At 61.8% G+C, this 14,171-nt stretch carries 16 protein-coding genes and 1 other RNA gene; 2 read left to right on the top strand and 15 right to left on the bottom strand.

Going from position 1 to position 14,171, the window contains the following annotated elements; all coding sequences use genetic code 11:
• Nucleotides 1-6 precede the first annotated feature (6 nt).
• The 7 genes from mraY to mraZ are packed head-to-tail and all read right to left on the bottom strand — an operon-like array spanning nucleotide 7 to nucleotide 7,612.
• A complete protein-coding gene (mraY, locus tag AC1DLV_RS07660; protein ID WP_476798969.1) occupies nucleotides 7-1,089 on the bottom strand; it encodes a phospho-N-acetylmuramoyl-pentapeptide-transferase in 1,083 nt (360 codons plus the stop codon).
• A 24-nt stretch (nucleotides 1,090-1,113) separates the two neighbouring features.
• On the bottom strand, nucleotides 1,114-2,547 hold the full coding sequence (locus tag AC1DLV_RS07655; RefSeq protein WP_476798968.1) for a UDP-N-acetylmuramoylalanyl-D-glutamyl-2,6-diaminopimelate--D-alanyl-D-alanine ligase: 1,434 nt from the start codon (nucleotides 2,545-2,547) through the stop codon (nucleotides 1,114-1,116).
• Complete coding sequence (locus AC1DLV_RS07650) at nucleotides 2,544-3,998, bottom strand: UDP-N-acetylmuramoyl-L-alanyl-D-glutamate--2,6-diaminopimelate ligase (RefSeq protein WP_476798967.1); 1,455 nt, start codon at nucleotides 3,996-3,998, stop codon at nucleotides 2,544-2,546. Before AC1DLV_RS07650 ends, AC1DLV_RS07655 begins: the two co-directional genes overlap by 4 nt.
• Before the next feature lie 54 nt (nucleotides 3,999-4,052).
• Nucleotides 4,053-5,771 carry a peptidoglycan D,D-transpeptidase FtsI family protein gene (locus tag AC1DLV_RS07645; RefSeq protein ID WP_476836138.1) on the bottom strand — a complete coding sequence of 573 codons (1,719 nt, stop codon included), beginning with the start codon at nucleotides 5,769-5,771 and terminating at the stop codon, nucleotides 4,053-4,055.
• Nucleotides 5,768-6,142 carry a cell division protein FtsL gene (ftsL, locus tag AC1DLV_RS07640; RefSeq protein ID WP_476798965.1) on the bottom strand — a complete coding sequence of 125 codons (375 nt, stop codon included), beginning with the start codon at nucleotides 6,140-6,142 and terminating at the stop codon, nucleotides 5,768-5,770. The genes AC1DLV_RS07645 and ftsL overlap by 4 nt, the downstream gene beginning before the upstream one ends.
• 4 nt (nucleotides 6,143-6,146) lie before the next feature.
• The gene (gene rsmH / locus AC1DLV_RS07635; protein ID WP_476798964.1) at nucleotides 6,147-7,157 is read right to left on the bottom strand and encodes a 16S rRNA (cytosine(1402)-N(4))-methyltransferase RsmH; all 1,011 of its coding nucleotides are present in this window, start codon (nucleotides 7,155-7,157) and stop codon (nucleotides 6,147-6,149) included.
• Nucleotides 7,154-7,612, bottom strand: coding sequence for a division/cell wall cluster transcriptional repressor MraZ (gene mraZ / locus AC1DLV_RS07630; RefSeq protein ID WP_476798963.1), 459 nt, complete (start codon nucleotides 7,610-7,612; stop codon nucleotides 7,154-7,156). Before mraZ ends, rsmH begins: the two co-directional genes overlap by 4 nt.
• A gap of 391 nt (nucleotides 7,613-8,003) precedes the next feature.
• Between mraZ and AC1DLV_RS07625 the strand changes: the two genes are divergently transcribed.
• The gene (locus tag AC1DLV_RS07625; protein ID WP_476798962.1) at nucleotides 8,004-9,119 is read left to right on the top strand and encodes a cystathionine gamma-lyase; all 1,116 of its coding nucleotides are present in this window, start codon (nucleotides 8,004-8,006) and stop codon (nucleotides 9,117-9,119) included.
• A gap of 4 nt (nucleotides 9,120-9,123) precedes the next feature.
• Here AC1DLV_RS07625 and AC1DLV_RS07620 read toward each other — a convergent pair whose 3' ends face one another.
• From AC1DLV_RS07620 to AC1DLV_RS07590, 7 genes are all read right to left on the bottom strand, one after another.
• The gene (locus AC1DLV_RS07620; protein ID WP_476798961.1) at nucleotides 9,124-9,324 is read right to left on the bottom strand and encodes a type II toxin-antitoxin system RelE/ParE family toxin; all 201 of its coding nucleotides are present in this window, start codon (nucleotides 9,322-9,324) and stop codon (nucleotides 9,124-9,126) included.
• A complete protein-coding gene (locus tag AC1DLV_RS07615) occupies nucleotides 9,248-9,418 on the bottom strand; it encodes a type II toxin-antitoxin system RelE/ParE family toxin (RefSeq protein WP_476798960.1) in 171 nt (56 codons plus the stop codon). Before AC1DLV_RS07615 ends, AC1DLV_RS07620 begins: the two co-directional genes overlap by 77 nt.
• A 9-nt stretch (nucleotides 9,419-9,427) precedes the next feature.
• Nucleotides 9,428-9,700, bottom strand: coding sequence for a type II toxin-antitoxin system ParD family antitoxin (locus AC1DLV_RS07610; protein ID WP_476798959.1), 273 nt, complete (start codon nucleotides 9,698-9,700; stop codon nucleotides 9,428-9,430).
• 147 nt (nucleotides 9,701-9,847) lie between these two features.
• An RNA gene (gene rnpB / locus AC1DLV_RS07605) (RNase P RNA component class A) lies at nucleotides 9,848-10,244 on the bottom strand.
• Nucleotides 10,245-10,323: 79 nt separating this feature from the next.
• The gene (locus tag AC1DLV_RS07600; RefSeq protein ID WP_476798958.1) at nucleotides 10,324-10,971 is read right to left on the bottom strand and encodes a lytic transglycosylase domain-containing protein; all 648 of its coding nucleotides are present in this window, start codon (nucleotides 10,969-10,971) and stop codon (nucleotides 10,324-10,326) included.
• Between the two features lie 199 nt (nucleotides 10,972-11,170).
• On the bottom strand, nucleotides 11,171-11,935 hold the full coding sequence (locus AC1DLV_RS07595; RefSeq protein ID WP_476798957.1) for a peptidoglycan recognition protein family protein: 765 nt from the start codon (nucleotides 11,933-11,935) through the stop codon (nucleotides 11,171-11,173).
• Nucleotides 11,932-12,651, bottom strand: a complete 720-nt coding sequence (locus AC1DLV_RS07590; RefSeq protein ID WP_476798956.1) for a TerB family tellurite resistance protein — start codon at nucleotides 12,649-12,651, stop codon at nucleotides 11,932-11,934. Before AC1DLV_RS07590 ends, AC1DLV_RS07595 begins: the two co-directional genes overlap by 4 nt.
• 148 nt (nucleotides 12,652-12,799) lie before the next feature.
• Between AC1DLV_RS07590 and AC1DLV_RS07585 the strand changes: the two genes are divergently transcribed.
• Complete coding sequence (locus AC1DLV_RS07585; protein ID WP_476798955.1) at nucleotides 12,800-13,702, top strand: DMT family transporter; 903 nt, start codon at nucleotides 12,800-12,802, stop codon at nucleotides 13,700-13,702.
• Nucleotides 13,703-13,754: 52 nt separating this feature from the next.
• On the opposite strand, the gene AC1DLV_RS07580 is transcribed toward AC1DLV_RS07585, so the two are convergent.
• Nucleotides 13,755-14,045, bottom strand: coding sequence for a hypothetical protein (locus tag AC1DLV_RS07580; protein WP_476798954.1), 291 nt, complete (start codon nucleotides 14,043-14,045; stop codon nucleotides 13,755-13,757).
• Nucleotides 14,046-14,171 lie beyond the last annotated feature (126 nt).

Below are 14,171 nucleotides of genomic sequence, written 5' to 3'. Positions count from 1 at the left end.
GGAACCTCAGCGCAGCTTGAGGGTGGAAAGGCCGATCAGCGCCAGAATAACAGCAATGATCCAGAAACGGATAACCACTTGGCTCTCGGTCCACCCAAGTTTTTCGAAATGGTGGTGGATCGGCGCCATCAGGAACACCCGTCGTCCGGTTAGCTTGAAGAAGCCGACCTGGATGATGACCGACAGTGCTTCCATCACGAACAGGCCACCGACGATCGCCATGACGATCTCGTGCTTGGTGGTGACCGCAACGGTGCCGATCAGGCCGCCGAGTGCGAGCGAACCGGTGTCGCCCATGAAGATGGCGGCGGGTGGCGCGTTGAACCACAAGAAGCCAAGACCAGCACCAATGACAGCACCCAGGATGACGGCGAGTTCGCCGGTGCCGGGCACGAAGTGGATCTGCAGGTATTCGGCGAAGACCGCGTTACCCGAGAGGTAGGCGATGACGCCGAAGGAGGCCGCTGCAATCATGATCGGAACGATGGCGAGGCCATCGAGCCCGTCGGTCAGGTTCACCGCATTGCCAGCGCCTACGATGACGAAGCAGGCGAAGGGGATGAAGAACCAGCCGAGATTGAGCAGGAAATCCTTGAAGAAGGGGAAGGTCAGCGACGACGAGAACGGCGCCTGGCCGTTGTGCATGATGATCCAGGCAGCGATGGCCGCGATCACGAACTCGATGCCGAGACGCGCCTTGCCGGAAAGACCGAGATGCGATTGCTTGGTGACCTTGAGGTAGTCGTCATAAAAGCCGATTGCACCGAAGCCGAGCGTGACGAACAGCACCACCCAGACATAGACGGAGGCGATGTTCGCCCACAAAAGAGTCGAACCGATGATACCGCACAGGATCATCAGCCCGCCCATGGTCGGCGTGCCGGCCTTCTTGAAGTGGGTCTGCGGGCCGTCGGCGCGGATCGGCTGACCCTTGCCTTGCCGCAGGCGAAGCGCATTGATGATCGCCGGTCCGAAGATGAAGACGATCAGCGCCGAGGTGATCAGCGCTCCGCCGGTGCGGAAGGTGATGTAGCGGAAGACGTTGAAGAACGACACCTTGTCCGCGAAGTCGACAAGCAAAGTTAGCATAAGTATCGGTCCCCCGAGACCCCGTCAGGTCGGTGTGGTGTTGCCGGCATGCGCCGGGAATGTCTTGATGAGCGCGTCAACCAGTCTGGAAAAGCCGATGCCTTTCGAAGACTTGATCATGACGGCGTCGCCGGGCTGAATCGTCTTCATCAAGACAGTTTTCAGCTCCTCGACGCCAGTACGATACTCGGCCCTGAACCCCTCAGGCAGCGTATCGGCAAGTGCCTTCATTTCCGGCCCGGCCATCAGAACCATGTCGGTCCGGGTTGAGCCGATCAGATCGGCGAGTGCTGCATGCAGCTTGGCCGAATGGCTGCCAAGCTCCAGCATGTCGCCGAGAACGGCGATGCGTCGGCCTGCACCATAGATCGGTGTGGCGTCGAGCAGCTCGATCGCCGCCTTCATCGAAGCTGGATTGGCGTTGTAGCTTTCGTCGATCAGCGTGATAGGCCCGTTCGGAAGCTGCAGGATATGGCGCTGCCCGCGGCCGCTCTCCGCCGTCATGGACGCGAGTGCTATGGCAACGGTCGGAACATCGGCGCCACAGAGATGGGCAGCACCCAGCACGGCGAGCGCGTTCTGGACGATGTGGCGTCCCGGCGCACCGATACGGGCCGGCACATCGCGGCCGCCAATACGCGCCACGATCATCGAATGATCGGCTTCGAGCGTGCATTTCAGCAGCCGGAAATTGGAGCGGGCATTTTCGCCATAGCTCATCACATTGTCGATGCCGGCTGAGCGGGCGAATTTTTCGAGCAGCTTGAAACGGCCGTCATCGCGGTTGAGCAGCACCGCCCCACCCGGCTCGACGCCTTCGAATATCTCGGCCTTGGCCCTGGCGATCTCATCGAGACTGCGGAAGAAGCCGAGATGAGCAGCAGCGATCAGGGTCAAGACCGCGATATGCGGGCGCACCATGCGCACCAGCGGGCTGATCTCGCCTGGGTGGTTCATGCCGATCTCGAAAACGGCGTAGTCGCAATCCTCGGGCATCCGCGCCAGCGTCAGCGGCACGCCCCAATGGTTGTTGAACGAAGCGGCCGACGCATGCACCTTGCCGACGGACGACAAAGCGTGGCGCAGCGCTTCCTTGGTCGAGGTCTTTCCGACTGATCCGGTGACGGCGATGATGCGCGCCCGCGACCGGGCCCGCGCCGCTATGCCAACCTTTTCAAGTGCCGCAAGCACGTCGGGCACAACGATCATCGGCGCGCTCAGACGCCCAAGCGCCGGCAGCTTACCTTCGGCAACGACAAGCAGGCCAGCACCAGCCTTGATGGCAGCAGTAGCGAAGTCGTGGCCGTCCATCGCATCGCCCTTGATGGCGAAAAACGCTTCGCCGGGCTTCAGGCTGCGGCTGTCGATGGAAATTCCAGTGATGCCTTCGGGCATCTGGCCGAGCGGGCGACCATCTGTTGCCTCAACAAGAGCGTCGGAGGTCCACAGAAGGCTCATGCCGTTGCTCCGGCAAGCGCCTTGCGGACTTCCTCATGGTCGGAGAAATGCAGCGTCTCGCTGCCGATGGTCTGGCCCACTTCGTGGCCCTTGCCGGCAACAATCAGCGTATCGCCCGCATGCAGCATGCCGACCGCCTCCTGGATGGCCTCCCGGCGGTCGCTGATCTCAGTGGCTCCCGGGGCTGCTGCCATAATCGCCGCGCGGATGGTTGCAGGCGACTCCGAGCGCGGATTGTCGTCGGTGACGATGGTGACATCGGCCAGACGGGCGGCGATTTCGCCCATGATCGGCCGTTTGCCCCGGTCGCGGTCGCCGCCACAGCCGAACACGACAATGACGCGCCCCGTGGTGAACGGCCTCACGGCTGCCAGCACGTTTTCCAGCGCGTCAGGCTTGTGGGCATAGTCGACATAGACTGGCGCGCCGTTCGCCTTGGTGCCGACAAGATCGAGACGGCCGGGCGCACCTTCGAGATGTTCAAGCGCCGCAAGCGCCTTGGCGACATCCGTGCCAGTTGCAATCGCAAGGCCGGCAGCGACGAGCGAGTTGGAAACCTGGAAATCGCCGGCGAGCGGCAGGTCGATCTCATAGATCACTCCGCCGCATTCGATTTCGGCGCGCTGCCGGTGGCGTTCGTGCTCGACCCGCTTGAGGGCGAGGAACTGGCCGCTACGGCCGACAGTCAACACATTGAGACCTGAAGCACGCGCGGCATTGATGGTCGGCTCAGACCACGGATCGTCGGAGAAGATGACTGCTGGCGCGCCCTTGGGCAAAAGCGTGTCGAACAGGCGCAGCTTGGCGCGGTGATAATCCTCGACCGTCGGATGGTAATCCATGTGGTCGCGGCCGAGATTGGTGAAGCCGCCGGCTGCCAGGCGCACGCCGTCGAGGCGACGCTGGTCGAGGCCATGGCTCGACGCCTCCATCGAAGCATGGGTCACGCCTGCATCGGCCAGTTCGGCCAGAAGTTTGTGCAGCGCCACCGGGTCCGGCGTCGTCAGCTGGCCGTATTCGTTGCGCCCGGGCGCAACGACGCCGGTCGTGCCGATGCTGGCCGCGGCATAACCGGCATGCTTCCATATCTGTCGGGTAAAGGCTGCGACCGAAGTCTTGCCGCTGGTGCCGGTGACGGCAACCATGGTCTCGGGCTGGCGGCCATAGAACTTGGCTGCGGTGAGCGCCAATGCCTGGCGCGGATCATCAACCGAAATGACTGGAACGCCAACCGAAGCAAGGTCCGCACCTTTGGCCGCCACAACAGCCACCGCGCCCCGCTTGGCCGCGTCGCCGGCGTAAGCCGCGCCATCGGCCTTGCTGCCGGAAACGGCAAAGAAGACGGTTCCGGCATTCACCTGCCGTGAATCCGAAGAAACCCCGCTCACCTCGACATCTCTGGGCAGAACCCCATCGACGGGCAGGATACCGGCAAGGTCAAATAGTTTCATCGAGTTCCGTTCGCTACATACAAAGTGGCGCGCCACCACGGCGCGCCTCTAGAATCAAGGGTAGGAGGCCAGCGTTGCCCCAACTTCTTGGCCGAATTCTGGCTTGACGCCAAGCAGAGGTGCCGAGCGCCGTATAATGTTGGCGACCATCGGCGCTGCGGTGAAGCCGGCTGTGGCCGAACGGGTCGAGCCTTCCTTTTTCGGCTCGTCGATGATGGTCAGCACCAGATACTGCGGATCGTCCATCGGGAAGGCGGCTATGAAGGCGTTGAAGTTCTTCTCCTTCGAGTAGCGCCCGTTGACAACTTTTTCAGCCGTACCGGTCTTGCCGCCAACGCGATAGCCGGGAACCGTGGCGCGCTTGCCGGAACCGCCTGGCGCCGTCGCGTTCAGGTTGTACAGATAGCGCATATCTTCGCTGGTCTTCTCGCTTACCACCTGCTTTGAGACAGCGATTGCCTCTTCCAAGGTTCGCGGCAGGAAGGTCGGCGTCATGTAGCGGCCGCCGTTCATCAGCGCAACCGCGCCGGCCGCCGTCTGCAGCGGCGTTGTCGAGAACCCGTGTCCAAACGCGGCGGTGATCGAGTGCACCTTCTTCCAGACCTTCGGTTCGGTGGGACGCGCTGATTCAGGAAGTTCGGTTTGCAAGCGGTCGAGCAGGCCAAGGCGCTTGAGGAATTCGCGGTGCCCCTCGATCCCGACAACGTCAGCCTCTTTGGCCGAACCGATGTTGGACGAATAGATGAACACTTCCGGCACCGTCAGCACACGACCCTTGCCGTGGAAGTCACGGATAGTCTGGCGACCGATGGTAAGCGGGCGGCTGGCATCGACGGTGCTGTTGAGCGTCATCTTGCCCGAATCCAGCGCCATCGCGGTGGTGAAGCTCTTGATGGTCGAGCCCATCTCGAACAGTCCCGCCGACATCCGGTTCATCCGGTCCTTGTCTTGAGCATTGAACGGATTGTTCGGATCAAAGTCCGGCACCGAGCCCATACCAAGGATTTCGCCGGTCTTGACGTTGATCACCACCGCACCGGCCGCCAGCGCGCGATGTTGTTCCATCGCCGACTGGATCTCGTCGCGCACGATGTGCTGGACGCGCAGGTCGATGGAAAGCTTGACCGGCTTGAGGTCCTTGGCGATCGCCAGCCCCGAGGCCTGCAGGTCGGCAAGCCCCTGGTCGTCGATATACTTCTCAAGGCCAGAAATGCCCTTGTTGTCGATGTTGGTCAGGCCGACGATGTACGAAGTCGTCTCGCCACTGGGGTAGAAGCGGCGCTTTTCGGTCCGAAAACCGATGCCGGGAATACCCAGCTGCATGATCTCGGCCTGCTGCTTGGGCGTCAGCTGGCGCTTGAGCCAGACAAATCCGGTACCACTCTTGAGCTTGAGATAGGTCTGTTCGACCTCGATATCGGGCAGCACGGTCGACAGTTTCTCGATCGCCTCGTCGGCGTCGACGATGCGACGTGGCTCGGCAAACAGCGAAGCCGTCTTGATGTCGGTGGCCAGCACCTCGCCATTGCGGTCGACGATGTCGGGACGCGAGGCGGTGACACGCGATTCAGGCCCGCTCGACATTTCGGGGTCCAGCATGCCGAGATAGACGAGGCGTCCGGCAATCGTCGCATAGATGCCGAAGAACACCGCCATGGTCATGACGACGCGGTTGCGCGTGCGCCCGCCATTCGCCTTGCGCGCGCTGTCGACGACGATCGACGTTCCCTTGCCTTCGCTATTGCCGCGTTTCTTGCCGAACCAGCCGATCATCGGGCAATCCCTCCAGTCACGGTCTGGTCCGGGGCAGCTTCGGCAACACCGCCGAAACGCTCTTTGGTGATGTCTTCGATCGTCAGCGGCCGCACAGGCAGTTCATTGAGACCGACGATCTGGCGGGCATCCAGTGGCTGAAGCTTGAGCTCGGACTCGTAGGCCTGCGATAGCTTCTGCAGACGCGAGGGCTGGGTGAGCAGGCTCCAGTCGGCTTTCAAAAGATCGATCGTGTCTTCCTCGAAACGGATCTGCGCCTCGATCTTGTTGACGGCCTTGAGCTGGTTTTCGGCCTCGTCCTTGGTCTTGTAGGTGAATGCCGCGGCGCCAACCATGACGGCGATCAGCACGATGTCACTGGTGCGGAACATTGGCTCACCTTTCTCCCGACTGACTGACGTCGGGAAGCTTCGGAAGTCCGAAAATGGAAAAGTCTTCGCCGCGCGGGGCAGCCGCGGTGCGCACAGCCGCCCGCAGCTTGGCCGAGCGCGAACGCGGGTTGATGGCCGTCTCGGCGTCACTTGGCCCGACCGCACCGCCCGCCTTGTCGAAAGTCGTGACGATGGTTTCGAGTTCGGGCATGTAGCGCGAGCGCGACGGGCTGGACGACCGGTCAGTGATGAAACGCTTGACGATCCTGTCTTCCAGCGAATGGAAGGTGACGACGACAAGCCGCCCACCGGGCTTGAGCGCGCGTTCGGCTGCAAACAGCGCGCGCGCCAGCTCGCCAAGCTCGTCGTTGACGTAAATGCGCAGCGCCTGGAACACGCGCGTCGCCGGATGAATCTTGTCCTTGGGCGCGCGGCCGATATGGGTCTCGATGGCATCGGCCAGATCGAGCGTGCGTTCGAAAGGACGCTTTTCGCGGCGGCTTTCAATCATGCGGGCAATGCGCCCGGCATGGCGCTCTTCACCGAGGAAACCAAAGATACGCGCCAGATCGCCCGTCTTGAAGCGATTGACGATATCGGCGGCACTGGCGCCAGCCTTGGCCATGCGCATGTCGAGCGGACCGTCGGTACGGAACGAGAAGCCCCGCTCGGCCTGGTCAAGCTGCATGGAGGACACGCCAATGTCGAGCACGACGCCGTCTGCCAGCTCGACATGTTCGTCAAGGCTGGAGAACGGCGCTTGAACCAAGCGCAACTTGCCGCCCGATTGCGCTTCAAGTTCGCGCCCGGCAGCAATGGCGTCCGGATCGCGGTCGATCGCCACCACCGACGCACCAGTTGCCAGGATGGCCTTGGTGTAGCCGCCAGCCCCGAAAGTGCCATCGACGATCACGTCGCCCGGCTGCGGATTGAGCGCAGTCAAGACCTCGGCGAGGAGAACCGGGATGTGGCGGGCCTGGCCGCCCTCATGATCATTGCCGTGAGCCGCCATCATTCCGGTCGCTCCCCAGGCTTCGTCCCCTGCCGAAGCTTCAAGAGCCGCGTCCGGACTTCCGCGCCGTGGGCGCGCAGCCGCTCCGGCTCCCACATCTGAAAAAACTGTCCACGCCCGACAAAGGCCACGTCCGTGGTGATCCCGGTATGCTCGCGCAGGAAATCCGAGACCGAGATGCGCCCGTCCTGGTCGAGCTTCAGGAAGGTGCTGTCGCCATGGATGAAAAAGGACATGTCGTCCGCCGTCTGCAGGAACGGATCTTCTTGCGCGATGCGCTGTTCGTAGCGGTCGAGCAGGTCGAGCCCACCGACATCCAGTGCTGGAACATCGAGCGCCCTCAGCGCATAGAGCTCCGTGTAGCCGCGCTTCTGCAATACGGCACGGAAATGCGCCGGAACGGAGACCCGTCCCTTCGCATCGATCCTGTTGACCGCATTTGACAGAAACCGATCCATCGTCTGATCCGGCCACTTTCGCGGCCGCGCCCCTCATCGTCGTCCGCGCCCCAATGGCCCGGCGCAATCCCAGACTGCCTCCGTCGATCGACAACGCATCGCCACCCGAAGCCGCCGCGGCTACCGGATCAGCGAACGCCTCACCCTCTACTGGAACGAAATCATGGTTACCGATTTGGGATAACATGGGGTGATATGGGCGTCAACGGGAACAGGGTACACTGGGACACCACGACCAGCCTTTTGGGCCCTTTCGCGGCGTCCCGTTTTTTATGATCCATTAAGGCTAACGAAGGGTTATCAACTGGCCCAGCGCGCCCAGCACCCTTGCCCGGGTGCGTCAGTCGCCTTAGCGTCGCTGTGAAGGTCCCTGCCCGGAAAGCCCCCAACCATGACGAACGCATCCAACTCCCGCGCCGCCTCGCTCGCCCACCTGCGCAGTGCCACGCTTTCCGTCGGCGACCCCATCCCCTTGCCCTTGACGATGGCTGCGATTTTTCATGCTCCAGGTGACGCCACCGGCTTCAACCAATATGGCCGTTTCTCCAACCCGACATGGGATGCCGTGGAAGAGATGCTCGGGCATCTGGAAGACGCGCCATGCTTGGCATTTCCGTCCGGCATGGGCGCGATCTCGGCCGTGTTTTTCGCCTTGCTCAAATCGGGCGACCGCATCTTGCTGCCTTCCGACGGCTACCACACCACCAGGATCCTGGCGGACCGCTTCCTCGGCGCGTTCGGCGTGGCTTGCGACGTCAGGCCGACATCATCGTTCCTCGACGGCGGCTTCGACGGCTATCGCCTCGTCTTTGTCGAAAGCCCGTCCAATCCGACGCTCGACATCTGCGATATCACCGCTGTGGCTGAGGCCGTTCACAAGGCCGGCGGCCTGCTTGTCGCCGACAACACCACAATGACGCCCTTTGGCCAGCGCCCGCTCGATCTCGGCGCCGACATCGTCGTTGCCGCCGACACCAAGGCCCCCAACGGCCACTCGGATGTGCTGTTCGGCCATGTCGCCAGCCGCAACGCCGAAATCATGACCGCCGTCGCCGACTGGCGCCAGACCGCCGGCGGCATTCCCGGTCCATTTGAGGCATGGCTCGTCCATCGCGGCCTGGAAACGCTCGAACTGCGTTTCGACCGCATGTGCGCCTCGGCTGAGATCATCGCCCCAAGGCTGAAGGCTCATCCGGCGATCCGCTCGATCCGTTTCCCCGGCCTGGAAGGAGACCCATCGCACAATCTGGCGCGCGCCCAGATGGAACGCTTCGGCTTTCTCATCAGCTTCGTGGTGGCTTCGGAAGACAAGGCGGAGGATTTCATCAACGGTTGCGAGCTGATGCATGCCGCCACATCCTTTGGCGGCGTCCACACTGTTGCCGAACGGCGCACCCGCCGCGGCGATGCCGTACCGCCAGGCTTCGTCAGGCTTTCAGTCGGCTGCGAGCCGGTAGAGGAACTGTGGCAGGCGATCAAGGCGTCGCTGGACAGGATCGTCGCTTGAACGCCTACGAAGCGACGTCCTCGCCGCTGATGCTTCGCTGGCCATGCAGAACGCGGAGGATGACAATGTCGCCGCCTGCAACACGGTAGTAAATAAGGTATTCGCCTTCTCCGAGGACTCTGGCGCCTTCAGCAATGTCGGGACAGGCCTTGCCCAAAATGCGGATACGATAAAAGGCCGTTCCATCGCTGCTCGAAGCGATCAAGCAGACGGTCTGCGGCGCCCTCATTGTAAGCGGCGACGTAGCACCAAATTTCGATCAGGTCTTCTTCGGCCCTGGCAGTTCTCCTGACGCGCACGCCTTGGCCTCAATGACCTGCTTGTGCAAGCCGCTTGCGCGCTTCGGCCTTGAGCTGCTCCATAGTGTCGAACTGCCCCGGCCCGCTGTCGATGCCTTCCTGGATCAGCGCGCGCAGTTCCTCGACGGTGTAGCCAAAAAGATCGCGACGCTCTTTCCACAGTCGCAACGCGTCGCGGATCACTTCGCTTGCGGACGCATATTCACCCGCATCGACCGCACCATCGACGGCGGCGGCGAGTTCGGGCGACAGCGTGATGCTGCGTTTGTCGACATGGCCCATGGCTGCGGCTCCTGTTTGCAAGATGGTACGATCAAATCGCACCATCTTCAAGAATTCAGCAGATGCATCTACAGCCGCGCAATCCCCGCGCCTTGAATCACGACGCGCAAAGATCGCCGCAAGACACTGAAGACATGGGCAAAAGGCAGCGCCAGCTGGCCTATAAGCCGGGTTCTGTATGGCCCCCGCGCCTTGCGGTGCGGGAACGTGGCGACCATTCATCTTGGACGCATGTTGCCATGCGCCTCACGCAACCTACCCGGGCGGTGAGCCGGAAACAGCCCTGAGGGTTGCCCCTCATACCACCCCTATTCGGTTTTGCTCCCGGTGGGGTTTACCGTGCCGCTCCTGTTGCCAGTCGCGCGGTGGGCTCTTACCCCACCCTTTCACCCTTACCGCGGAAACCGCGGCGGTTTGCTTTCTGTGGCACTTTCCCTGGGGTCGCCCCCGCCGGCCATTAACCGGCACCGTGTATCCATGGAGCCCGGACTTTCCTCACCCACTACCTTTCGGCAATTGCAGGTGCGGCCGCCCGGCCAGCTGGCAAGGCGTATAGAATGGTTCGCAAGGCAAAAGGCAAACGAAAACATTCGCCTTCCTGAGGAACCATTCTGTCGCGTGCGTTAACGGCCGATACGAGCCTGCACTTTCTTGCAATAGGCGGCAGACGTCGGGTTCATGCGCTTGGCGCCATGGCCGGCGTTGTATTTGAGGATCGTGCCGCAGGTCGTGCCACCGCTAAGCTCGTGGGCCTTGGCGAGGTACTTCATGCCGAACTTGATGTTGGTCTCGGGATTGAAGAGACCCTTCGCCGAGCCGGAATAGCCCATCATGCGTGCGGTCGCCGGCTTGATCTGCATCAGGCCGATTTCGCCAGCCCGGCCAGTCGTGTTCGGACGATAATTGCTTTCGACGCTGATCACAGCATGGGCAAGCGAAACGGGAACGCCGTATGACGAAGCATAGCGCGCGACGATTTCACCGTAAGGCGCGCTTGTCTTGGTGGCCTTGGCGGCTTTTTCCGCCTGGTCTTTCACTGTCTTGGCGCCCTTGGCGCCGATCGAGGCGGTTTTGAAATCGTCGACGGCAGCTTCCTTCTTGGAGCTGCTGCAGAAGAGGTAGGGGCAATCGTCGGCAGCCTTGTTCATTTTGGCTTTTGTGGTGGCTTCGATGATCGCCTGGGAGGCCCGAACAGCACCCTCTTGGGCGTGAGCGGCAAAAGAAGTCAGGCCGGCGGCTAATGCCACCGCAACAACGGTCAGATTCTTCATATTATCCTTGTTCTCGAATAGGCCGCGCGAAAACAACGCGCAGCATCCCTTCCTGACGCCGGGGGCCCTCTTCGGGGCATTGGCAGGATTTATCCGGCGCCTTGCACAAAGATGCATTTGCAGGGGGAACTGGCGTGAAAAATGACCAGCCAAGTCACAAAGCGTGACAGGTTGTAATCTTGCGAATCAGCCACCTGAGCTAGTCAAGACTTCCCGGAAGCGATGAAAGCAGTCGGCGCAAGGTCGAAAATGTCGAGGCATCCGCCACGCCATTGACGCTGCTCGTGCGGAAATGTCGTTGAAAAGCTTGGATAGTTATCGCTGTCTGGGCATCGAAACGGCCTGTGATCTCGACGCCGTAGCCATAGAGCGCCAGCATCGACTGCAGTTCCTCCACGGCGGGACCGGTATCGCCCGGTTGCAATATCGTGTGCCCATTACGCGGCGTCGGTGCGACCCAATGACCTACGCCGGCTTCATGCAGCATCTTCCAGGAAAACCTCTCGCCTGGGTCAACTTTGCGTCCCAAGGCGACATCCGAGTGCGCCAGAACACGTTCGGGCGACACATCATGGCGCTCGATGATGCCGAGACAGAGCGCAATCACGGCTTCCATCTGGCGCATGGGAAAGGAACGATAACCAAGCGCGTGGCCAGGATTGACGATCTCGATGCCGATGGAGCAGGAATTTATGTCGGTCTGGCCGCGCCAGGAGCTTTTGCCGGCATGCCAGGCGCGGTCGCCTTCGCGCACCATCTGCACGATGCGGCCATCCTCGTGCACCAGATAGTGCGACGAAACTTCGCTCACCGGATTGCACAGCCAGGCTTCGGCGCCCTCGCCCGTTGCCATGCCGGTGTAGTGCAGCACGATCGTGTCGGGCGTCATCCCATCCTTCCGCGGCCCGAAATTGGGCGAAAGCCGTACCTCGGCATGCGGGTGGTCGGGCTGAAAACCGCTCATGCGTGCCGCAATCCCCTTTCGATCATCTCGTAGGCCGCGTTGATGGCAGCGATGCGTGTCGTCGCGATCCTGATAAACTCCTCCGGCAGGCCACGCGCAATCAGCTTATCGGGATGGTTGCTGGCGACAAGCTTGCGATAGTGCTTGCGCACATCTTCAAACGACCTGCCGCGCTCGATGCCGAGCACGCGATAAGGGTCAGCCTCGCCAAGGTCGAGGTGGCGCGCCAGGATCGTCTGGTAGTGGTTTTCCTCGATGCGGAATATCTCGGACACGCGGTGCAGGAAGGTGCTTTCGCGCTGGTGCAGCATCCCGTCCGCCTTGGCGATATGGAACAAACCGTCGAGAATATCCTCGAGCATGCCGCAATTGGCGTGCCCCGAGCCGCACAGCCGCGCCATGCGCTCGGCATAGAACTCGAAGCCGGCGGCATCCTTCTGGGCGATATCGTAGAGGCGCGCCACATCCCGCGCGTGCTCGGGCGGAACGGCAAAAATCTCGTAGAAGGCGCGAACCTCGTCCTGGGACACCACGCCGTCGGCTTTGGCCATCTTGGCCGAAAGCGCGATCATCGCCACCGAAAAGGCAACGCGGCGACGCAGCTCGGCATCGCCTGAAAAGATGGTGCGGACGGCCTCCACGACATCGGCGACGCCGTTTGCCGCCGAAGCCGAGATACGCGCGATGAAGTCGCCGAGACGGTCCCAAATCGACATGGCCGCTTCTTAGGATGAAACATTCGCAAATGCGAGATGACTTTGCGCATAAGGGTAACTTTGTCGGCAACACGTGCATCTGGACCAAAAAACTGGACCAAAGGAAAGTGCACGACGAAAAAGCAAAGTCCCGTTATCGAATTGCGCCATGGACGCGCGCAACACCACCCACCCGGCAAAGACGTTTTCCCGCGAAACCATCGGCCTTGCCCTTGGCACGCTCGGCGTTGTCATCTTCGGCGGCACCTTGCCGGCGACGCGCGTTGCGCTGACGACATTTTCGCCATGGTTCGTAACGAATGGCCGCGCCGCGGTCGCATCGCTTGCCGCCGCACTGCTGCTTTTGATCCTGCGCAAGCGCTTGCCCAGGGACGATGCGCCGGCTTTGTTCCTCGCCGGGCTGCTACTGGTGTTCGGCTTTCCGATCTTCTCCTCCATCGCCATGCAGACCGTGCCAGCCTCGCATGGCGGCGTCGTGCTCGGCGTGCTGCCGCTGGTGACCAGCATCTTCGCAGCATTGATCGGCGGTGAGCGGCCCTCGGTATTCTTCTGGATCTGCGGTGTTGCAGGTGCTGCCCTGGTTGTGGCCTTTGCCATGCGCGACAATGGCATGAGCCTGACAACCGGCGACATGTTCTTGTTCCTCGCCGCTTTGTCCGCGAGCCTGGGTTATGTCGTATCGGGGAAGCTCGCTCGCCACATGCCCGGCTGGGAGGTCATCTGCTGGTCGCTGATCCTGACCGCGCCGATCTCGATCCCCGGAGCGATCTGGAGCTGGCACCCGGAATTCGCAAATGCATCGGGTGCTGCGACTTTCTCGTTCCTGTATCTGAGCTTCGGCTCGATGTTCCTTGGCTTCTTTGCCTGGAATGTCGGGCTTGGCATGGGCGGCATTGCCCGCGTCAGCCAGGTTCAGCTGCTGCAATCCTTCGTCACGCTCGCCATCTCGGCCTTCCTGCTGAAGGAGCATGTCAGCGGCGAAACCGTGCTTTTCGCGCTCGCTGTCATCGCCATCGTCGCATTGGGCCGACGTGCCCGCGTCGCGCGCTGAGCCAAGGAAAAAGGCCGGAGACTGAGCTCCGGCCTTTCCTCCTCCCGCTAACTTACTGCGCCGGGGCCGCTGGCTCTGCCGGCTTCGGCTGCATCGCATCGTGGTTCTGCATGTCGCCGCCCGTGCCTGTTTCAGGCGTCGGCGTAATGCTTTGGGTCGTCGAATTGTCGGTTGCCGGCGGCACGGCCTGAGGCGTTGCTGGCGCAGGGGTGGCTGGCGCCGGCTGCTCGGTAACAGGCGGTTTCACGCTCTCGGTGGTGGTGCTGTCGGTGTTGCTGTCGCTACAGGCGGCAATGCCAAATAGAGCGATGGCAGAAACAGACGCGAGAATGAGCTTTTTCATAACATGTTCCTTTCCAAAACGGCCCGCCAGGCAGGCTGTCGGAGAGAAAATGCATGGGATGCCGAGCGGTTTCATAACGTTCGGAGTCTGGCTGTCACATAGCTGACCGCGCGCCATGTCGCGTCG

The sequence above is a fragment of the Aminobacter sp. 01T433 genome (genome assembly GCF_056398585.1).
The sequence above is the reverse complement of the archived record's forward strand: the minus strand, read 5'-3'. Positions and strand labels throughout refer to the sequence as shown.